This is a genomic window from Caballeronia concitans (assembly GCF_001544615.1).
Classification (GTDB): Bacteria; Pseudomonadota; Gammaproteobacteria; order Burkholderiales; family Burkholderiaceae; genus Caballeronia; species Caballeronia concitans.
This window is the reverse complement of record NZ_FCNV02000001.1, coordinates 377,258-395,848: the sequence shown is the minus strand read 5'-3', so window position 1 is coordinate 395,848 and position 18,591 is coordinate 377,258. Positions and strand designations below refer to the sequence as shown.

Below are 18,591 nucleotides of genomic sequence, written 5' to 3'. Positions count from 1 at the left end.
AAGCCCGCTATTTTATCGCGGCTTCATTGCGGACCGCGCGCCGCCGCGCCCGCCGATGAAGATGCCCGCCGCGCCAGTTCCAGCGCGCCCGTCGCGGAATCGGCGCGTGGTTCGCGAAGGCGCTCGCGCAGCGGCATCCGCACGAACGGTTCGTAAGGCGCAGCAAGCCCCCCGCAGAGCGCAACCGGCAGCGCGCCCGCCGGGTCGAGCGCGGCGACGAGCCGCTCTATTTCCCGCCCCGCTTCGTTCAGCAATTGCGCCGCGAAAGGATGCTCGCGGTGCTCGAAGACGCTCGGCGCGAGCGTTGCGTAGGCCGTCTGGTTCGACGCGCAGAGCCACACGACGAGGCTGTCGCGATCCGTCGCGCCGGTGAGCGCGAGCAGCGCGCGCGACCAGTCGTCGGCGGGTGCGCGGCCGTCGAGCACGCGTTGCAGATGCACCACCGCGCGCAGGCCGAGCCACGCACCGCTGGCTTCGTCGCCGCTCGGAAAGCCGTATCCGCCGGCGATGCGGCACACGCCTTCCCGGTCGAGCGATGCCGCGATGCTGCCCGTCCCCAGCGCGACGACCACGCCCGCCTCGCCCGCGTGCGCGCCGATGACCGTGGTGTACGCGTCGCTCTCGACGCTGAGCGCGTGTACCGGCGGCGCCGCGCCGAGAAATGCCGTGAGCCAGTCCGCGTTGTTCACGCCCGCCAGGCCGCAGCCGAGCGAGCAGGCGCGCCAGTCGAAAGGAAGCGCGGCGGCATCGAACGCGCGCCGACAGGCGTATTCGATGGACCGCCACGCCCGCTCGACGCCCAGCCCGAGTCCCGACGGCCCGCCGCTCGCCCGCGCGAGTTCGACGCCCTGTGCGTCCGCGAGAACGACGCGCGTGCCGCTTCCGCCGCCATCGACGCCAAGCAGGAAGCCGTTGAATTCCGTGTGCGAAAGTGTAGTCATGGCCGCAAGCATAACGGCGCGGGCGCGGCGCGCCAATTAGCCGAATGGCAGAGTGGCGCGGCATCGCCGTTCGGCTATGCTGACGCGATCAAAAAAACGAGGATTCCCAATGACCGACACCGCACCGACCCGCTGCGCCTGGGCCACCACCGAAGCCATGGCGCATTACCACGACACCGAATGGGGCGTGCCCTCGCGCGACGACCGCCATCTGTTCGAAATGCTCGTGCTCGAAGGCGCGCAGGCGGGCCTTTCGTGGTCGACCATCCTGAACAAGCGCGAGGGTTATCGCACATTGTTCGCGGGCTTCGAAATCGACAAGGTCGCGCGCTTCACCGAGGCCGACATGGAGCGGATCGTCGGCGACGCGCGAGTCGTGCGCAACCGCGCGAAGATTCAGTCCGCAGTCCTCAACGCACGCGCCGTCCAGCGCATCCAGGCCGAGCACGGCTCGTTCGCGGACTTCGTGTGGTCGTTCGTCGGCGGGAAGCCGATCGATACCCCGCGCGACGCGAGCCATCCCACGCCGGCATCGACGCCCGAATCCGACGCCATGAGCCGCGCGCTGAAAACGTACGGCTGCAAGTTCGTCGGCACGACCATCTGCTACGCCTTCATGCAGGCGACCGGACTGGTCAACGATCATGCGGCCGACTGCCTGTCGCGCGCGAAGCCAAAGACCAAGCGGAAAACGGCGGCGAAGGCCTAGCACTGAGCTGAAACCGAAGCGGAAGATTTTTGCTTTTTGGCAACGTTCAGAGCGCGAAACAGCGTTACTTAGGGAAAATCCTGATAGAAGGCACTTTATTGCAGTGAAGCAAGGCGAAAACCGCGCGCGGTCAAGCGCAATGGGTGTCTTTGCGGCGCTGCACGATCGTGCGTGTCGTGTAAAAATGGCGTCTTCGCGTGCGCTGCCGCACCTTTTTACCGAGCCGAGCCGTTATAACTGACGGTGTGCGGATCGTTCATTGAGTGGAGAGATCCGCCGCGAGTACAGGACGCCCGAAGTTGTCGCGGTGTCCAAGGCCGGGAAAACCATCGTGCTCGAAGCATTGGCGGACGGCGAATGCGCCGCCCGTACGCCGCAGGTGCAGGTTGCTCGAAATTCAACGCATGGCCGCTGCGCAGGGGCGCAGGGGAGAAAGATCATGAAAAGCTTGAACTTCCTGACGCATCAGGAGATTTTCGATAACGCGGTACAGCATCTTTTCGCGCAGGGGCAAGCCGCTTTGCTGCCCCAGGGCGGCGGCGCTTATCGCGGATACTGCGGCGGCTGCCCGGTCGGCAGCTACATCAAGCCGCGCGACTATGTCACGGCGATGGAAGGCGTGCCCATCCGCTATATCGCCAAGCCGCCCGAAGCGGTGCCGGCGTACATGGATGTCGGCGTCGTGGCGCTCAAGCGCGCCCTGCTGCGCGCGCGCATCAACGTGTTCGATCCCAACACCGTCGAGCTGCTGTCCTGCCTGCAGAACGTTCACGACGTCTTCGGCAAATGGGAATGGCGCGAACGCCTGACTTCGATCGCACGGCAATTCGGCCTCTCGGCCGAGCTTCTGAAAACGGCTGCGTAAGCCTACGGGTGCCGTATGTTGAGCCCTAGCAGAATGTTGAGCCCGAAGGACATCTACGAACGCGTCCGCGAACATTTGCTGGCGCAGCGCGCGGTGTCCGAGGACGACAACGGCTCGTGCCGGCTGCGTAGCGCGCATGGCCGAAAATGCGCGATCGGATCGCTCGTGAGGGACGACGTCTACGAGACGGATCTCGAAGGCGTCGGCATTTCGTACTATCGGCATGCGCAGGACGGCAAGCTGCTGCGTGCGCTGTATGCGTCGAATGTGAATGCGTACGATCCTAACGTCATCGATCTGCTGATCGAACTGGAGCAAGTCCACGACGACGCCAGCGTCGACGAGTGGCCGCATTTGCTCGCAGCGCTGGGCAGACGGCACGCGTTCGTCTGAAGCGTCGAACGAAGCTTTTCGACGCACAATGAAAAACGGCGGTGCGCCCTCACGGGTCGCACCGCCGTTTTGCCTTTCCGGGCAGAAATTCAAGCCCGGAAGAAGACGCTTTAGTGCATCTTCTTCGGCAGCATCTGGCTACGCAGACGCTTGCGCAGACGCGAAACAGCCGCAGCCTTCTTGCGCTTGCGTGCGGTGGTCGGCTTTTCGTAGGACTGGCGCTCGCGGAGTTCCGCGATCAGGCCGTTCTTTTCGATCGTGCGACGGAAGCGGCGAATGGCGACGTCGAACGGCTCGTTTTCTTTGAGGACGATAGTGGTCATGTAAATCCTGTCTGCTAAACGTATTTCTAAGTGCGCAACGGAAATCCGCTGCGCGCCGGCACTCCGATCGTCCGCCGGACACGACACAGCACAACGAGGCGCGGCGCGGCGGACACGAGCAAAGCGGCCACGGAGGCCGGAAAAGAGAGAGTTGAGATTCGGCCGCGGGAGCGGCATGCGTGTTCGCGGGAGTTTCCTGAACGCGCATTTCTGAGCCGTTCGCCGCGGCTGGTTGACGTTGTCATTTTCAGCGGCGAAGGCAAAAAAATCGGGCACATTTCTCGATTCGGGCGCGATGTTACCAGAACACCGCGCCCCTGCCAACTCTTGGAAGCACGCCAAGCCTTTGATGCAACAGATTTATTTTTGCCAGGCGCTGGCTTCGTCGAGGGTTTTGATGTCGTCGGAGGAAAGCTGAAGCTGTGTCGCGGCCGCGAGACTCTCCAGTTGCTTCACCGAAGTTGCGCTCGCGATCGGCGCGGTCACGCTCGGCCGCGCGATGATCCACGCCAGCGCGACCGTCGCGGGCGTCGTGCTGTTGCGCGTGGCGACTTCGACGAGCGCATCGACGATATTGAGCCCGCGATCGTTCAGATACTTCTCCACGCGCGAGCCGCGCGCCGCCTGCGTCGTGTCCGCCTTCGACCGGTACTTGCCCGACAGAAACCCGCTCGCGAGACTGAAATACGTGACCACGGCAATCCTGTGCTTCTCGACGACCGGTTCCAGATCCGTCTCGTAGCCTTCGCGGTCGTACAGGTTGTACTCCGGCTGAAGAATCTGATACGCCGGTAGCCCCGTATCCTTCGCGACCTTCAGCGCTTCTTCCAGCCGCGCGCCCTTGTAATTGGACGCGCCGATCACCCGCACCTTCCCCGCCTTGATGAGCTTCTGATACGCGTCGAGCGTCTCGTCGAACGGCGTCTTCTCGTCGTCGAGATGCGAGAAGTAGACGTCGATGTAGTCGGTCTTGAGCCGCCGCAGCGAATCGTCGACGGCCGCCGCGATGTTCGCCGCCGACAGCCCCGCGCGCGAGCCGAGCATGCCGACCTTCGTGGCGAGCACGATCTTGTCGCGCTTGCCGCTTTCCTTGAACCACTTGCCGATGATCGCTTCGGATTCGCCGCCCTGATGCCCGTCGACCCACGCGGAGTAGACGTCGGCGGTATCGACGAAATTGAGGCCGTGATCGACGAAGGCGTCGAGGATGGAGAACGACGTGCGCTCGTCGGCGGTCCAGCCGAAGACGTTGCCGCCGAAGACGAGCGGCGCGACCTTGAGATCCGATGTGCCGATGCTGCGGGTTTGCATGGGTGCTCCGTGTGGCTGAGAGGTGGATCAAAAAGCATACGCGTGATTGCGAGGCCTTGCCTGACAAGGCGGCCCGGGATTCATTCGAGTTTCGTTACACGAATCGTTTGCGCGAGCCCTCAAGTTTTTTTCGAGGGGCCCGATAACCACAAGTAGGCGGCCGGCTATCACCGAGCGCAGGACCGCCAGGCAACTCACTCGGTGCCATTAGCCAAAGCCAGATACAGTCTCCCAGGAGAGAACAAATGATCGGTATCAATAGCAATATCAACTCGCTGGTTGCCCAGCAAAACCTCAACGGCACGCAAAGCGCACTGTCGTCGGCCATCACCCGCCTGTCGTCGGGCAAGCGCATCAACAGCGCGGCTGACGATGCAGCAGGTCAAGCGATCGCATCGCGCATGACCTCGCAGATCAACGGCTTGAACCAGGGTGTGTCGAACGCGAACGACGGCGTGTCGATGACCCAGACGGCATCGAGCGGTCTGTCGCAGATCTCGGACAACCTGCAGCGTATCCGCCAGTTGGCCGTGCAGGCTTCGAGCGGCTCGCTGTCGTCGAGCGACCGCGCCTCGCTGCAGAAGGAAGTGACGCAGCGTATCGCTGAAGTGAACCGTATCGCTTCGCAAACGACCTACAACGGCACGAACGTGCTCGACGGCTCGGCCGGCGTGAAGTCCTTCCAGATCGGTGCGAATGTCGGTCAGTCGATCTCTGTCGACCTTACCCAGAACATGTCGGCAGCCAAGCTGAACTCGGGTACGAACGGTGGCAACCCGCAAGCCGGCACCACGCTCGGCACGCTGACGAATCTGGCGCTCGACAACACCGGCGCTGACGATACCGCCAACACGACGACCGCGCACGCGATTACCTCGATCAACGTGATCGCGGACGGTAAGGGCGGCTATTCCTACACGGACCAGAACAACCAGAAGCTGGCCTTGACGACCGACACCCCGGCCGGAACTTTTGATCCGACGAAGGTCTTCGCGATTACTGCTGGCAAGATCACGGGCCTTTCGGCGACGGCCAACGCCGGCGTCCCGCCGGCCGACAGCACGCAAGCCGCCAGCATCGCGAACAACAGTGCGGTCCCGGCCGTTTCGGCCATCGACCTGACGGCAACTGACGGCGCTTCGATGGCGATCGAGTCGATCGATAACGCATTGCAAACGGTGAACAGCGTCCAGGCAACGCTCGGTGCGGTGCAGAACCGCTTCAGCTCTGTCGCCGCTACGCAGACGGCTCAGTCGACGAACCTCTCGTCCGCTCAATCGCAGATCACCGACGCGAACTTCGCGCAGGAAACCGCGAACCTGTCGAAGGCTCAAGTGCTGCAACAAGCTGGTATTTCGGTGCTGGCCCAAGCGAACTCGATGCCCCAGCAAGTTCTGAAGCTCCTCGGCTAAGCAACATCGCCGACGCAGTAACCGGCGCGCGTCAGCACCGTGCGCGCCGGAGGCAACAAAGCATCAAAGCAGTCAGCGCACGGGGAGCTTGTCTCCCTATGCGCGTTTTCGGGAGATGACGACTCCCGCCCAATTTCGAACGATCGCGCCACGCAACGACCGGAGTACACATGACCACCGTAGCCACGACAACGGCCTCCACTGTCGATCCGAACAGCGCGGTCCAGCAGGCCGCGCAGTCGATCATCAGCGGCTCGACCAAATCGACGATGGACGTGAACTCGCTCGTCAGCGCGATTGTCAACGCGAAGGTCGCCGGGCAGACCGACGCGCTCAACAACAAAAAGACCACCGAGAACACGCAGCTCACCGCCATCGGCACGCTCAAGTCCGTGCTGTCGCTGCTGCAAAGCTCGGTCTCCTCGCTCGCAGACGGCACGACCCTCGCGACCTTTACGGCCAGCGCCGATGGACAGGGTCTTACAGCAACGGCAAGCACCGGCGCGGTGGGCGGCAGCTATGCCGTCAAGGTCACAAACATCGCCACGGCGCAGTCGATCACCTCAGGCGCCTTCAACGCCACGACTCAGCTCGGCACCGGTTCGCTGACGCTTTCCATGAACGGAAAGACGAGCACGATCAACGTCGGCAGCAGCAACAACACGCTGTCCGGCATCGCCTCGGCCATCAATTCGGCATCCGATAATCCGGGCGTCACGGCCACCATCGTCAACGGCACCGATGGCGCCCACCTCGTGCTTCGCTCGTCGTCCACCGGTCAGTCGAACGGGATCAACGTCAGCGTGGCGCTGGCCTCGGGCTCCGTGGACAACGGTCTGAGCAAGCTCGCGGTCACCACGATCAATTCGACGACTTCCGGCGGCACGACGGTGTCGGCCCCGACATCGCTCAATGCGGCGAGTTCCGCGAATTGGACGCAGAGCACGGTCGGCCAGGACGCCAACCTCACGATCGCTGGCACTGCTGTATCAAGCGCAAGCAACACGATCACGAGCGCGCTTTCCGGCGTGAGCATGACGCTTTCGGCGGCCTCGGTCGGCACCACGCAAACGCTCACCGTATCTCCGGATGTGAGCGGCCAGAAAACGACCATCGAAGGTTTCGTCACCGCGTACAACAACTTCATCAGCACGGCGTCGTCCCTGACATCGTACGACTCGACGCAGGCAGCCGGATCGCAAGGCGGCGTGCTGCTCGGCGACTCGATGATGAATACGATCAAGAACACGATTTCGAGCACGATCAGCAAGGCGATCGGCTCGGGCACGAGCGCGGTCAATCTCGCGTCGATCGGCATCACGCTACAACCGGACGGCACGCTGAAGACCGATGAGACGGCGCTTACCAACGCGCTGACCAACAATGCAGGCACCGTGGCGTCATTGTTCAATTCGACGAACGGCGTCGCCGCGCAACTGAACAACAGCCTGACCTCATTCCTGGCGACCGGCGGCATCATCGACACACGCACGACCGCGCTCAACGACGATCTCACGAGCATCTCGGATCAGCAAACGCAGTTGACCGCGTACACCCAGCAACTCACGACGGACTACAACGCGCAGTTCACCGCGCTCAATACGCTGATGTCGAGCATGTCGACGCAATCGAGCTACCTGACCGCCCTCTTCGGCGGCACGAACAGCGCGGGCGCAATGGCGACGAACAAGGCGTAAGGACGAGACATGAACCAGCAAGAGCTGATTCAGCGCGCATGGGCGCTGACCGAAGCCATCGAAGCCGCCGTGGACGCGCAGGACTGGCCGCGCGCCGCCGAACTCACGCAAGCACGCACGCCGCTCGTCATGGCGTTCGAGGCGGATCAGCCGGCGGAATCGCTCGCGACCATCCGCAGGATTCAGGCAAGCATCGAATCGACAATGGAACGGTCGCAAGCCGCGCAGACGATTCTCTCGACGGGATATCGCCGGTCGATGGAACACGCGCAGGCCGCCGGGCGTTATCAACAGGCTGCGCGGTTCTAAAGTTCTTCGGATCGACGCCGATAAACAATCAACAACAAGAACAACGCGTCGATGTCATGACGCGCTGCTTCGACCTCGATGCCCGCCTTGCGCGGGCATTTTTCTTTTCGGCGCGGACGTTGGAAATCAGCGTCCGAGCGTCAGCGTCAGATAAGCCGCATACAGCACGCCGTTGCCGAGCAGCGCCCACAGCGCGACGCCATTGCCGCGCGCATGAAAGCGCAGCCACGCCGCCGCCGCGAGCGTGATCAACACGCCGGTCAGCACTTCGATACGCGGCTCCCACGGCGTCAGCATGATGCCGATGGCGGGCAGCAACGTGCCCTGAAACACCATCGCGCCGGTGATGTTGCCGAACGCGAGCGTGTCCTTCCCTCTTCGCGCCCACAGAATGCTGTTGACCTTCTCGGGCAGCTCCGTCGCGATCGGAATGATGATGAGCGACAGCAGCAGCGCCGATACGCCGAGCGCCTGCGACACGCCTTCCACACCATGAATGAAGCCCTTCGCGCCGCCGACGAGCAGCACGATGCCGATCAGGAACTGGAGCATGATCGAGCCGAGACTGGTCTTCAGGCCCACGCGCGAAATGAAAAGCGCTTCGGGCGCTTCGGTGCCGTGGCCGCTATCGACGAGATTCGCCGATGCGCGGAACGTCGCGATCACGTAGATCACGTACAGCGCGACGAGACCGACCGCGAATAGCGCACGCACTTGCCACGCGTGATGCGGGACGAACATCGCGCCCGCCGCGATCAGAAATGCCACGAGGAAGAAGTTGAGGTCGCGCGTGAAGCCCGTGCGCTCCGGCATGATGACGCCGCGCAAGCCGCGCGATTTCATGATGGCGAGCGTCATCAGGCAAGTGGATAGCGTCGCGAGCATGAGCGGCGCGCCGAGAATCGCGCCGACACCGATTTCTTCGTTGACCGCGCGGCTCGCGGTGCCGCCCAATAGCGCGATGATCGGCACCGTGGTTTCGGGCAGCGCCGTGCCGACCGCCGCGAACAGCGATCCGGTCACGCCTTCCGAAATGCCGAGCCGCTCGCCGAGATGTTCGAGCGCGTTGGTGAACAGCTCGGATGCGACGAGGATGATCGCGAGCATGAACGCGAGTTCGATGAAGAGCATTGTCATGCGGCACCCCGCATCGAACGACGAGACTCGGGCAGCACGCGTGCGCGAACGCCGGCGCGGATCAGGAATGAATGTTTTGATTGTGGGGACACGACGATGATTCCACGGCCGGACGTCAGCGAACCATGATGCGCGACGCCCGTCCGGCCAGGAACGGCATGGCGCATCAATGGTCTCGCCAAACCGGACCGGTCGAACGCGCCACGGCAGTAGAGCCGAGGATGTTGACGCGTTCTCCTTCGCGACGGAAGGAAGGCTACTCCCCAAAGACCGGGGCAGTGTAGCGTGATGCGCCGTCTTCGGCAAGCCGATGCCGCCACGCGATGGCATACCGGTATGCGCAATGCTTCGTTGTCGCCGATTGTTTCGTTGGATAAGCTACGCGCGCAGGCGCGGTGCTTGCTCGCATCGCGCGTCTGACGCCATTCAAGCAACAAGAACACCGATGTGTGACCGAGAGTCACGGGAGATTTCATGCGCCTCAACCGCTTTACAGCCGCATTCGCTGTCGTCTTCATGGCCGCGCCGATGCTCGCGATGGCCAAGCCGCTCACCGTCTGCACCGAGTCGAGCCCGGATGGTTTCGATGTCGTGCAGTTCAATTCGCTCGTGACGACGAACGCTTCCGCCGACGTCATCTTCAACACGCTCGTCTCGTACGACGAAGCCGCGAAGAAGGTCGCGCCGTCGCTTGCCGAGAAGTGGGACGTATCGAGCGACGGGCTCACGTACACGTTCCATTTGCGGCCGAATGTGCAGTTCCAGACGACCGATTACTTCAAGCCGACGCGCCCGCTCAATGCGGACGACGTCGTCTTCACGTTCGAGCGCATGCTGTCGGACAGCAATCCGTGGCACAAGGTGGCGGGCGCAAGCGGCTTTCCGCATGCGCAGTCGATGGGTCTCGTGAAGCTCATCAAGGCCGTGAGCAAAGTGGATGACCAGACCGTCAAGTTCGAACTCAACGAGCCGAACGCGACCTTCGTGCCTATCCTCACGATGGGATTCGCATCGATCTATTCGGCGCAATACGCGGACGAATTGCTGAAGGCGAACAAGCAGCTGGATATCAACAGCAAGCCCATCGGCACCGGGCCGTTCGTGCTCAAGAGCTATACGAAAGACGCGGTCATCCGCTACGACGTGAACCCTTCGTACTGGGGACCGAAGCCGAAGATCGATCGCCTCATCTACGCCATCACGCCCGATGCGTCCGTGCGCGCGCAGAAGATCAAGGCGGGCGAATGCCAGATCGCGCTGTCGCCGAAGCCGCAGGACGTGCTCGACGCAAAGAAGGACAAGTCGCTCAAGGTCAGCGAAACGCCTGCGTTCATGACCGCGTTCGTCGCGCTGAACACGCAGAAGAAGCCGCTCGATAACCCGAAGGTGCGTCAGGCGCTGAACATGGCGTTCGATCGCACGACCTACATGAAGACCGTGTTCGACAACACCGCGACGCCTGCGGTGAATCCGTATCCGCCGAACACCTGGAGTTATGACAAGAACGTGCAGGCGTATCCGTATTCGGTGGATCGCGCGAAGAAGCTGCTTGCCGATGCGGGCTTGCCGAATGGCTTCGAAACGACGATCTGGGTGCGTCCGAACGGCAGCGTGCTGAATCCGAATCCGAAGGCGGGCGCGGAGTTGCTGCAGGCCGATCTGGCGAAGATCGGCGTGAAGGCGCAAGTAAAGGTGATCGAATGGGGCGAGCTGATCAAGGAAGCGAAGCAGGGTCAGCACGACATGTTGTTCATGGGCTGGGCCGGCGACAACGGCGATCCGGACAACTATCTTTCGCCGCTCTTCAGTTGCAACGCGGTGAAGTCGGGCATCAACTTCGCGCGCTTCTGCGATCCGCAACTGGACAAGCTGATCGCGGACGGCAAGGCCACGCCCGATGTCGCGAAGCGCACGAAGTCGTATGTGGATGCGCAGAAGATCATCCACGATCAGGCGCTGTGGATTCCGCTCGTCTATCCGACCGCAGCGGCCCTCACGCGCGCCAATGTCAGCGGCTATAACGTGAGTCCGTTCGGGCGGCAGAACTTCGGGGCGGTTTCCGTGCAGTAAGTGACCTCAGGCCGGCGCGAAGCGAATCACGCCATCGTCGCCGGTCTGACGTTTCAGCGTTCCATCGAGCCAAAGCAAATTCAGATGCGCGAGCGCTTCGCCGAGCGCGAACGTCATCTGATGAATGTCGAGCTTGCGCTTGAACATGATCGGCACGATATCGGCGGCGCTGCATGGCTTTTCGGCGCACGCCTCGCGCACTTCCGCGAGCCGCGCGCGATGATGCTCCCGCAATTGCCCGATGCGCGTCTGCACCCCGCGAAACGGCTTGCCGTGCGAAGGCAACGCGAGCACATCGGCGGGCATGGTTTCGTATCGCCCGAGCGATTCCAGATACAGCGCAAGCGGATTGCCTTCCGGCTCGATGGCGAACACGGACACGTTCGTCGAAATGCGCGGCAACACCATGTCGCCGGAAATCAGCAGCTTGTCCGATGCGCAATACAACGCGCTATGTTCCGGCGAATGGCCGTATCCCGACACCACTTCCCATTCGCGCGCGCCAATGCGCACACGCTCGCCATCGCGGATACGGCGAAACTCGCGCGGCATCGACGGCACGAGCGTCGGGTAATAGCTGTCGCGCTTCTTCAACGCATCGAGCGATGCTTCGTCGGTCATGCCGTGCGCCGCGAAATGCGCCGCGGCGCGCTCACCGCCCGCGTTCGAGCCATCGCCCGCGGCCATCACGCGGCCCATCGCGTATTCGCCGAGCGAGATCCACAGACGCACGTTCCAGCGCCGCTTGTCGCCGCCCTCGCAAATCCAGTCGGCAAGACCGAGATGATCCGGATGGCAATGCGTGACGATCACGCGCAGCACCGGCAGACCGTCGAGCGCGGTATCGAACACACGTTCCCAGTTCGCGCGAATGCTTTCGTTCGCAATGCCGCAATCGATGACCGTCCAGCCCTGCACGCCATCGATCTCATCGCGCAAGAGCCAGAGGTTGATGTGATCGAGCGCGAACGGCAGCGGCATGCGCAGCCAATAGACGCCGGGAGCGACTTCCTTCACGCCGCCCGGCTCGGGCAATTCGTCGGCGAATACATAATCGAGCTGATGTTCGAGTGCGTTCATCGGTGCCTTTGGATGGTGGATGGCGGTCGCGCGGCAGTGCGGTCTCGCCGCGTTGCATTCGGGCGGAGTTGACGCTAACGTAAACGTCATTCTAACGTTGCACGCGCGCCGGCGCATGGCGGTTTTCCGATGACCCAGCCCACGCATTACACGATCACCGATTTGGCGCGCGAGTTCGACGTCACGCCGCGCGCCATCCGCTTCTACGAAGATCAGGGCCTGCTCGCGCCGCGACGCGAAGGCGCGAACGGCCTGCGCCGCGTGTATTCCTCGCGCGACCGCACGCGCCTCAAGCTCACGCTGCGCGGCAAGCGGCTCGGCTTCACGCTGTCGGAGATTCGCGCGCTGCTCGATCTCTACGATTCCCCCACCGGCACCGCCACGCAGCTTCGCGCGTTCATCGACACCATCGCCGCGCATCGCGAAGTGCTGCAACGCCAGCTCGAAGACCTGAACACGACGCTCGACGAACTCGCCGCTTACGAAGAGCAAGGCCGCGCGCTGCTCGCGGCGGGCATCGACAAACGCGCGCGCCGCTCGAAAGCCGCATGATGTGAGCCGACATGAACCACTTTCCCAAGCTGCTCTCGTCGCAAATCGGCTTCGATGTCGCGCAGACGCTGCTCGAAGGTTTCGACCGGCACTACTGCGTGTTCCGCGAAGCCGCCGTCCGTGCGAAGACGCTCTTCGAGCAGGGCGATTGGCGCGCGATGTCGCAGCTCGCGCGCGAACGCATCACGTCGTATGACGAACGCGTCGCGGAATGCGTGGCGCGTCTCGAAGACGAGTACGACGCGGAGAATATCGACGACGACGTCTGGCAGCAGATCAAGCTCCATTACATCGGCTTGCTCACGACGCATCGGCAGCCGGAGTGCGCCGAGACGTTCTTCAACTCGGTGTGCTGCAAGATCCTGCATCGCTCATACTTCAACAACGATTTCATCTTCGTGCGTCCGGCCATTTCGACCGAATACATCGAGAACGACGAGCCCGCCGCGAAGCCGACGTATCGCGCGTATTACCCGGAGAAGGACGGCCTCGCGGCGACGCTCGAGCGCATCGTCACGAACTTTCAGTTGCAGCCGCCGTTCGAAGACCTCACGCGCGACGTGCAATGCGTGATGCAATCGCTGAAGGATACATTCGGCGACTTCGCGCCCGCGCCGAATTTCCAGATTCACGTGCTGTCGTCGCTCTTCTTTCGCAACAAGGCGGCGTATATCGTCGGACGCATCATTCATGGCGATTCCTTGCTGCCGTTCGCCATCGCCATCCGTCATACAAAGCCCGGCCTGCTCGCGCTCGATACCGTGCTCGTCGAGCGTCAACAGCTGCTCATCATCTTCAGCTTTTCGCATTCGTACTTTCTCGTCGACATGGAAGTGCCGTCGGCGTATGTGCACTTTCTGCGCACCATCATGCCGGCCAAGCCGAACGCGGAAATCTACACGTCGCTCGGCCTGCAGAAGCAGGGCAAGAACCTGTTCTATCGCGACCTGCTGCATCACCTGAAACATTCGAGCGATCAGTTCATCATCGCGCCGGGCATCAAGGGACTCGTGATGATCGTGTTCACGCTGCCGTCGTTTCCCTATGTGTTCAAGCTCATCAAGGATTCGTTTCCGCCGCCGAAAGACACCACGCGCGCGAAGATCGAGGACAAGTATCTGCTCGTGAAGCGACACGACCGGCTGGGCCGCATGGCCGATACGCTCGAATATTCGAGCGTCGCGCTGCCTGTCGCGCGGCTCGATCACGCGCTCATCCGCGAGTTGGAGAAGGAAGCGCCCTCGATGATCGAATACGAAGGCGACAAGCTCGTGATCCGGCACGTCTATATCGAACGGCGCATGGTGCCGCTCAATCTCTTCCTGCAGAACGGCAATGCGGACGACATCGATCACGGCATCAAGGAATTCGGCGATGCGATCAAGCAGCTGATTCAGGCGAACATCTTCCCCGGCGACATGCTTTACAAGAATTTCGGCGTGACGCGGCATGGACGCGTCGTGTTCTACGATTACGACGAGATCGAATATCTGACCGAATGCAACGTGCGCAGCGTGCCGCCGCCGCGCAACGAGGAAGACGAGTTGTCGGGCGAGCCGTGGTATACCGTCGGTCCGCACGATATCTTTCCGGAAACATACGGCACGTTCCTGCTCGGCGATCCGCGCGTGCGCGAAGCGTTCATGCGCCATCACGCGGATTTCTTCGACCCTGCGCTGTGGCAGCGTCACAAGGAGCAACTGCAACGAGGCGAACTCGCCGACTTTTTTCCCTACGACGGAGCCATCCGATTCTGCATCCGCTATCCGGAACGCTTCGAGAAGGCATCCGCGCGCGCCGCATGACGTGCGCCATGCGGTGCATCCTTTGAAACATGCAATACGAACATCACCATGACTGACCGAAACAACGAAGCCGCTCATCCCCTCGCCCATCTCTTCGACAACAACCAGAGCTGGGTCACGCGCAAGCTTGCGGAGGACGCGGAGTTCTTCGAGCGGCTCGCGCATCAGCAGGCGCCGGAATATCTGTGGATCGGCTGCTCCGATTCGCGCGTGCCCGCGAACCAGATCATCGGCTTGCCGCCGGGCGAAGTGTTCGTGCATCGGAATATCGCGAACGTGGTCGTGCACTCGGACCTGAACGCGCTGTCCGTGATCCAGTTCGCCGTCGATCTCCTGAAGGTGAAGCACATCATGGTCGTCGGCCATTACGGCTGCTCGGGCGTGGGCGCGGCGCTCGTCGGGCGGCGCGTCGGACTCGCGGATAACTGGCTGCGTCACGTCGAAGACGTGCGCGAGAAACACGCCGCGCTGCTCGACGAATGGCCGATGGGCGAAGCGCGGCATCGCCGGCTCGTGGAACTGAACACGATCGAGCAGACGCTCAACGTGTGCCGCACCACCGTCGTCAACGACGCCTGGGCGCGCGGGCAGGACCTCACCGTTCACGGCTGGACCTACGGCGTCCACGACGGCCGTCTGCGCAACATGGGCATGATGATCAGTGCGCAGGAAGCAGTGGACCCGACGTATCAATCGTGCCTCGCGGCGTTGACGCGCGAAGGCGCACATGCGGCGGAGAACGACGTCATCGCGTCCGATGCGGCGCGTCTCGGCGCCATTCCCGCCGTCATTCAGGGCGTCATCAAGGAGCTAAAACATGAGTGAGACACAGAGCGATCCGGTCGTCATCGTTTCGGCGGCACGCACGCCGATGGCCGCGTTTCAGGGCGATTTCGCCACGTTGACCGCGCCGCAGCTCGGCGCGTCGGCAATTCGCGCGGCAGTCGAACGCGCGGGCCTCGCGCCCGAGCAGGTCGGCGAAGCGATCATGGGCTGCGTGCTGCCCGCGGGACAAGGCCAGGCGCCCGCGCGTCAGGCGGCGCTCGGCGCGGGCCTGCCGCTTTCCACCGGCTGCACGACGATCAACAAGATGTGCGGCTCCGGCATGCGCGCCGCGATGTTCGCGCACGACATGCTCGTCGCGGGATCGGCGGACGTGATCGTCGCGGGCGGCATGGAAAGCATGACGAACGCGCCGTATCTGCTGCCGAAGGCGCGCGGCGGCATGCGCATGGGGCACGGTCAGGTGCTCGATCACATGTTCCTCGACGGCCTCGAAGACGCCTACGACAAAGGCCGCCTGATGGGCACGTTCGCGGAGCAATGCGCGTCGTCGTATGCGTTCTCGCGCGAATCGCAGGACGCGTTCGCGGTCGAATCGCTGCGCCGCGCGCAACGCGCGAACGAGGACGGATCGTTCCAATGGGAAATCGCGCCGGTCACCGTGCAAGGCCGCAAGGGCGATACGCTCATCGCGCGCGACGAGCAGCCGTTCAAGGCGAACATCGACAAGATTCCGACGCTCAAGCCCGCGTTCGCGAAGGACGGCACGGTGACGGCGGCGAATTCGTCGTCGATATCGGATGGCGCGGCCGCGCTCGTCATGATGCGCGAATCCACCGCCAAGCGCCTCGGCGTGACGCCGGTTGCGCGCGTCGCCGGACACAGCACGTTCGCGCAGCAGCCCGCGTTGTTCACGACCGCGCCGGTCGGTGCAATCTCGAAGCTCTTCGAGAAGAACGGCTGGCGCGCGAACGATGTCGATCTCTACGAAATCAACGAAGCGTTCGCCGTCGTCACGATGGCCGCGATGCGCGAACACGACCTGCCGCACGACAAGGTCAACGTGAACGGCGGCGCGTGCGCGCTCGGGCATCCTATCGGCGCGTCGGGCGCGCGGATTCTCGTCACGCTGATCGGCGCGTTGCGCAAGCGCGGGTTGAAGCGCGGCGTGGCGTCGTTGTGCATCGGCGGGGGCGAAGCGACGGCGATGGGCATCGAACTGATCTGAAGCCATCCACAAAGGACAACGCATGAAAACCGCCCTGATCATCGGCGCATCACGCGGTATCGGCCACGAGTTCGCACGCGAATATTGCCGCGACGGCTGGCGCGTGCTGGCCACCGCGCGCGACAAGGCCGCGCTCTCCACGCTCGACGCGCTCGGCGCGCAAACCTTCTCGCTCGACGTGACGCAGCCGGAGCAGATCGCCGCGCTCGCGTGGCAGCTCGACGAAGAGCGGCTCGATGTCGCGATCATCGTGTCGGGCGTGTACGGCCCGCGCACGGAAAGCGTGGAAACCATCAGCAGCGACGATTTCGACGCCGTCATGCACACCAACGTGCGCGGCCCGATGCAGCTCATCCCCGTGCTGCTGCCGCTCACGGACGCGGCGCACGGCGTGCTCGCCGTCGTGTCGAGCAAGATGGGCAGCATCAGCGAAGCGAGCGGCACGACCGGCTGGCTGTATCGCGCGAGCAAGGCGGCGCTCAATTCGGCGCTGAAGGTGGCTTCGCTGGAATCGCGGCATTCGGCGTGCATCGCGCTGCATCCGGGCTGGGTGCGCACGGAGATGGGCGGGCCGTCGGCGGCCATCGACGTCGCGCGCAGCGTCACCGGCATGCGCGCGGTGATCGCGGAAGCGCGTGCGTTGCGCGACGACTTCAACGGCCGCTTCATCCAGTACGACGGCACGAAGCTCGACTGGTGACGCATCGACTTATTCGACCAATACGACCGGGAACATCCGAATGACCTATCACGTGCATGGCGTTTCGGCGTCCGGCAACTGCTACAAGGTGCGTCTCGCGCTCGAACAACTGAAGCTGCCGTATGTCTGGCATGAAGTGGACATGATGCACGGCGCCACGCGCACCGACGCCTTCCGCAAGCTCAATCCGAACGGCAAGGTGCCGGTGCTGTGCATCGACGAGACGACGACGCTCACCGAATCCGACGCCATTCTCTGCTATCTCGCCGACGGCACGCCGCTCATGCCCGACGACCGCCTGCAACGCGCGCAAGTGCTGCAGTGGATGTTCTTCGAGCAGTACAGTCACGAGCCGTACGTGGCCGTCGCGCGCTTCATCCGGCAGTTTTTGAAGCAGCCCGACGATCCGCGTCTGCCCGAGAAAACCGCCGGTTCGTATCGCGCGCTCGACGTGATGGAGCAGCATCTCGCCGCGCGCACGTTCTTCGTCGCCGAGCGATACACGGTCGCGGACATCGCGCTTTTCGCGTACACGCATGTCGCCGATGAAGCCGGTCTCGACCTGTCGCGCTATCCGGCGATCCGCGCGTGGCTGGATCGCGTGCGCAGCCAGCCGGGTCATGTCGCGATGCCGGGAGTCGATGCATGAAGCCGGTGGAATGCCCGTGCGGCGGGGCGTCGCCAGCGCAGAAGGCGAATGCGCGGGCGCCGCGCTACGAGGATTGCTGCGGGCGTTTCATCGACGGCGACGCAGCGCCCGCCAACGCGATGGAACTGATGCGCTCGCGCTACACCGCCTACGTGCTCGGCGATACCGCGTACCTGCGCGCGACGTGGGACGCGGCAACCTGCCCGCCCGACCTCGATGCCTCCGACACCGGCACGCGCTGGCTCGGCCTGCAGATCAAGCGCCACACGGCGATCGACGCGAATCACGAGGAAGTGGACTTCGTCGCGCGATACAAGGTGGACGGACGCGCTCATCGTCTGCATGAAGCCAGCCGCTTTACGCGCGATGCCAATGGCCGCTGGGTTTATATCGACGGAGAAATAAAAGAAAAGTAAATATGTTCTTAATATAACCGCGATTCGCGGCGGTACTTATTTCCTGAACTTCTCCTTTCAGATTAAGCGGTTACGGGGTTTCCTTTATTGTGCAGTGCAATTTTGAACGGGTAATCTCTCTTTACGCCAGCGCGTTGTCATTCTCGCGCACTGGTAAAGAGCGTTGCCCCGCTTTAATGCCTGCATTGCCCGTTTGAAGCCATTCGTCGTG

At 63.0% G+C, this 18,591-nt stretch carries 19 protein-coding genes and 1 riboswitch; of the genes, 14 read left to right on the top strand and 5 right to left on the bottom strand.

The annotated features are described in order from the left end of the window. Positions 1–23: 23 nt before the first annotated feature. Positions 24–941: a glucosamine kinase nucleotide-binding domain-containing protein gene (locus tag AWB72_RS01860; protein ID WP_087127912.1), complete on the bottom strand. Its 918-nt coding sequence runs from the start codon at positions 939–941 to the stop codon at positions 24–26. A gap of 109 nt (positions 942–1,050) precedes the next feature. On the opposite strand from AWB72_RS01860, the gene AWB72_RS01855 reads away from it, so the two are divergent. From AWB72_RS01855 to AWB72_RS01845, 3 genes are all read left to right on the top strand, one after another. Further along, on the top strand, positions 1,051–1,650 hold the full coding sequence (locus tag AWB72_RS01855) for a DNA-3-methyladenine glycosylase I (RefSeq protein ID WP_040053144.1): 600 nt from the start codon (positions 1,051–1,053) through the stop codon (positions 1,648–1,650). Between the two features lie 439 nt (positions 1,651–2,089). After that, a complete protein-coding gene (locus AWB72_RS01850; protein WP_040053145.1) occupies positions 2,090–2,515 on the top strand; it encodes a hypothetical protein in 426 nt (141 codons plus the stop codon). Between the two features lie 33 nt (positions 2,516–2,548). Beyond that, positions 2,549–2,908 carry a hypothetical protein gene (locus tag AWB72_RS01845; RefSeq protein WP_040053146.1) on the top strand — a complete coding sequence of 120 codons (360 nt, stop codon included), beginning with the start codon at positions 2,549–2,551 and terminating at the stop codon, positions 2,906–2,908. Positions 2,909–3,018: 110 nt separating this feature from the next. Here AWB72_RS01845 and rpsU read toward each other — a convergent pair whose 3' ends face one another. Together rpsU and AWB72_RS01835 are read right to left on the bottom strand one after the other, a co-directional pair. Further along, positions 3,019–3,231 (bottom strand): 30S ribosomal protein S21, encoded by a 213-nt coding sequence (rpsU, locus tag AWB72_RS01840; RefSeq protein WP_035942296.1) that lies wholly within the window; start codon positions 3,229–3,231, stop codon positions 3,019–3,021. A 360-nt stretch (positions 3,232–3,591) separates the two neighbouring features. Next, the gene (locus AWB72_RS01835; protein ID WP_040053147.1) at positions 3,592–4,542 is read right to left on the bottom strand and encodes an aldo/keto reductase; all 951 of its coding nucleotides are present in this window, start codon (positions 4,540–4,542) and stop codon (positions 3,592–3,594) included. Between the two features lie 245 nt (positions 4,543–4,787). On the opposite strand from AWB72_RS01835, the gene AWB72_RS01830 reads away from it, so the two are divergent. From AWB72_RS01830 to AWB72_RS01820, 3 genes are all read left to right on the top strand, one after another. Then, positions 4,788–5,954 (top strand): flagellin, encoded by a 1,167-nt coding sequence (locus AWB72_RS01830; RefSeq protein ID WP_040053148.1) that lies wholly within the window; start codon positions 4,788–4,790, stop codon positions 5,952–5,954. Positions 5,955–6,124: 170 nt separating this feature from the next. Continuing rightward, on the top strand, positions 6,125–7,651 hold the full coding sequence (gene fliD / locus AWB72_RS01825; RefSeq protein ID WP_040053149.1) for a flagellar filament capping protein FliD: 1,527 nt from the start codon (positions 6,125–6,127) through the stop codon (positions 7,649–7,651). Positions 7,652–7,660: 9 nt separating this feature from the next. Further along, a complete protein-coding gene (locus AWB72_RS01820) occupies positions 7,661–7,960 on the top strand; it encodes a hypothetical protein (protein ID WP_040053150.1) in 300 nt (99 codons plus the stop codon). A 126-nt stretch (positions 7,961–8,086) separates the two neighbouring features. Here AWB72_RS01820 and AWB72_RS01815 read toward each other — a convergent pair whose 3' ends face one another. Further along, on the bottom strand, positions 8,087–9,097 hold the full coding sequence (locus AWB72_RS01815) for a sodium:calcium antiporter (RefSeq protein ID WP_087127787.1): 1,011 nt from the start codon (positions 9,095–9,097) through the stop codon (positions 8,087–8,089). A gap of 104 nt (positions 9,098–9,201) precedes the next feature. Beyond that, positions 9,202–9,374, bottom strand: a riboswitch (yybP-ykoY riboswitch). Between the two features lie 197 nt (positions 9,375–9,571). Here AWB72_RS01815 and AWB72_RS01810 point away from each other — a divergent pair. Next, the gene (locus AWB72_RS01810) at positions 9,572–11,167 is read left to right on the top strand and encodes an ABC transporter substrate-binding protein (protein ID WP_040053152.1); all 1,596 of its coding nucleotides are present in this window, start codon (positions 9,572–9,574) and stop codon (positions 11,165–11,167) included. Between the two features lie 6 nt (positions 11,168–11,173). Here the strand turns inward: AWB72_RS01810 and AWB72_RS01805 are convergent, their stop codons facing one another. Further along, positions 11,174–12,247: an MBL fold metallo-hydrolase gene (locus AWB72_RS01805; protein ID WP_040053153.1), complete on the bottom strand. Its 1,074-nt coding sequence runs from the start codon at positions 12,245–12,247 to the stop codon at positions 11,174–11,176. Positions 12,248–12,376: 129 nt separating this feature from the next. On the opposite strand from AWB72_RS01805, the gene AWB72_RS01800 reads away from it, so the two are divergent. Genes AWB72_RS01800 through AWB72_RS01770 form a run of 7 tightly spaced genes read left to right on the top strand, consistent with a single transcriptional unit; the run spans position 12,377 to position 18,380 of the window. Beyond that, a complete protein-coding gene (locus AWB72_RS01800) occupies positions 12,377–12,799 on the top strand; it encodes a MerR family transcriptional regulator (RefSeq protein WP_040053154.1) in 423 nt (140 codons plus the stop codon). A gap of 11 nt (positions 12,800–12,810) precedes the next feature. Beyond that, positions 12,811–14,604 carry a bifunctional isocitrate dehydrogenase kinase/phosphatase gene (gene aceK, locus AWB72_RS01795; protein ID WP_040053155.1) on the top strand — a complete coding sequence of 598 codons (1,794 nt, stop codon included), beginning with the start codon at positions 12,811–12,813 and terminating at the stop codon, positions 14,602–14,604. Positions 14,605–14,652: 48 nt separating this feature from the next. Continuing rightward, positions 14,653–15,429: a carbonate dehydratase gene (gene can, locus AWB72_RS01790; protein ID WP_040053156.1), complete on the top strand. Its 777-nt coding sequence runs from the start codon at positions 14,653–14,655 to the stop codon at positions 15,427–15,429. After that, positions 15,422–16,615, top strand: a complete 1,194-nt coding sequence (locus AWB72_RS01785; protein WP_040053157.1) for an acetyl-CoA C-acetyltransferase — start codon at positions 15,422–15,424, stop codon at positions 16,613–16,615. Before can ends, AWB72_RS01785 begins: the two co-directional genes overlap by 8 nt. A gap of 22 nt (positions 16,616–16,637) precedes the next feature. Continuing rightward, positions 16,638–17,315, top strand: coding sequence for an SDR family oxidoreductase (locus tag AWB72_RS01780; RefSeq protein ID WP_040053158.1), 678 nt, complete (start codon positions 16,638–16,640; stop codon positions 17,313–17,315). Positions 17,316–17,355: 40 nt separating this feature from the next. Further along, complete coding sequence (locus AWB72_RS01775; RefSeq protein WP_040053159.1) at positions 17,356–17,964, top strand: glutathione S-transferase family protein; 609 nt, start codon at positions 17,356–17,358, stop codon at positions 17,962–17,964. Beyond that, complete coding sequence (locus tag AWB72_RS01770; RefSeq protein ID WP_040053160.1) at positions 17,961–18,380, top strand: YchJ family protein; 420 nt, start codon at positions 17,961–17,963, stop codon at positions 18,378–18,380. Before AWB72_RS01775 ends, AWB72_RS01770 begins: the two co-directional genes overlap by 4 nt. Positions 18,381–18,591 lie beyond the last annotated feature (211 nt).

Excerpts from the sequence above, each read along its gene's own strand:
- AWB72_RS01845 (WP_040053146.1), top strand. The coding sequence starts at position 2,549 with ATGTTGAGCCCGAAGGACATCTACGAACGCGTCCGCGAACATTTGCTG.
- rpsU (WP_035942296.1), bottom strand. The coding sequence starts at position 3,231 with ATGACCACTATCGTCCTCAAAGAAAACGAGCCGTTCGACGTCGCCATT.
- AWB72_RS01855 (WP_040053144.1), top strand. The coding sequence starts at position 1,051 with ATGACCGACACCGCACCGACCCGCTGCGCCTGGGCCACCACCGAAGCC.
- AWB72_RS01775 (WP_040053159.1), top strand. The coding sequence starts at position 17,356 with ATGACCTATCACGTGCATGGCGTTTCGGCGTCCGGCAACTGCTACAAG.
- AWB72_RS01820 (WP_040053150.1), top strand. The coding sequence starts at position 7,661 with ATGAACCAGCAAGAGCTGATTCAGCGCGCATGGGCGCTGACCGAAGCC.
- AWB72_RS01835 (WP_040053147.1), bottom strand. The coding sequence starts at position 4,542 with ATGCAAACCCGCAGCATCGGCACATCGGATCTCAAGGTCGCGCCGCTC.
- AWB72_RS01850 (WP_040053145.1), top strand. The coding sequence starts at position 2,090 with ATGAAAAGCTTGAACTTCCTGACGCATCAGGAGATTTTCGATAACGCG.
- AWB72_RS01785 (WP_040053157.1), top strand. The coding sequence starts at position 15,422 with ATGAGTGAGACACAGAGCGATCCGGTCGTCATCGTTTCGGCGGCACGC.
- AWB72_RS01815 (WP_087127787.1), bottom strand. The coding sequence starts at position 9,097 with ATGACAATGCTCTTCATCGAACTCGCGTTCATGCTCGCGATCATCCTC.
- AWB72_RS01810 (WP_040053152.1), top strand. The coding sequence starts at position 9,572 with ATGCGCCTCAACCGCTTTACAGCCGCATTCGCTGTCGTCTTCATGGCC.
- AWB72_RS01860 (WP_087127912.1), bottom strand. The coding sequence starts at position 941 with ATGACTACACTTTCGCACACGGAATTCAACGGCTTCCTGCTTGGCGTC.
- AWB72_RS01780 (WP_040053158.1), top strand. The coding sequence starts at position 16,638 with ATGAAAACCGCCCTGATCATCGGCGCATCACGCGGTATCGGCCACGAG.
- AWB72_RS01830 (WP_040053148.1), top strand. The coding sequence starts at position 4,788 with ATGATCGGTATCAATAGCAATATCAACTCGCTGGTTGCCCAGCAAAAC.
- AWB72_RS01800 (WP_040053154.1), top strand. The coding sequence starts at position 12,377 with ATGACCCAGCCCACGCATTACACGATCACCGATTTGGCGCGCGAGTTC.
- can (WP_040053156.1), top strand. The coding sequence starts at position 14,653 with ATGACTGACCGAAACAACGAAGCCGCTCATCCCCTCGCCCATCTCTTC.
- fliD (WP_040053149.1), top strand. The coding sequence starts at position 6,125 with ATGACCACCGTAGCCACGACAACGGCCTCCACTGTCGATCCGAACAGC.
- AWB72_RS01805 (WP_040053153.1), bottom strand. The coding sequence starts at position 12,247 with ATGAACGCACTCGAACATCAGCTCGATTATGTATTCGCCGACGAATTG.
- AWB72_RS01770 (WP_040053160.1), top strand. The coding sequence starts at position 17,961 with ATGAAGCCGGTGGAATGCCCGTGCGGCGGGGCGTCGCCAGCGCAGAAG.
- aceK (WP_040053155.1), top strand. The coding sequence starts at position 12,811 with ATGAACCACTTTCCCAAGCTGCTCTCGTCGCAAATCGGCTTCGATGTC.